This is a genomic window from Prolinoborus fasciculus (assembly GCF_056724605.1).
Genome location: NZ_JBWZQN010000193.1, coordinates 1 through 402, shown reverse-complemented (window position 1 = coordinate 402; position 402 = coordinate 1). Strand labels below are relative to the sequence as shown.

Below are 402 nucleotides of genomic sequence, written 5' to 3'. Positions count from 1 at the left end.
GCAAACGAAGTTTGCATAAGTGCGCTCTTCGAGGAAAACATTACTATACATATAGCACCTTGAATGCATATTCAAGTGCGCTTATGTTAGGGATGGTTTCCCAGGATGATGGTATTGGATTAATGAGCGTTACTGAAACACTAGACAGCAAAATTAAAGCCCAGGAAGAAAAGCTGAAACAGCTCAAAGCTCAAAGACAGGCAGCACTAGCAAGAGAACGAGCCAAAGAGAAAGAACAGGCTCGAAAGGACGATACCAGACGCAAGATTTTAATTGGATCCTGTATGCTAAAAATCACTGAAGAAGATGAACAGGCACGGGCTAAATTGATCGCTCAGATGGACCGGTATTTGACGGATGAAAGAGACAGAAAGTTATTTAATCTTTAATGTAGAACTCTAA

General features: G+C 40.8%; 1 protein-coding gene. It reads left to right on the top strand.

The window, feature by feature from the left end; genetic code table 11:
• On the top strand, positions 1-389 hold a 389-nt coding region (locus AC1P5O_RS16905), incomplete at its 5' end, for a hypothetical protein (protein WP_499006447.1).
• Between the last annotated feature and the right edge of the window lie 13 nt (positions 390-402).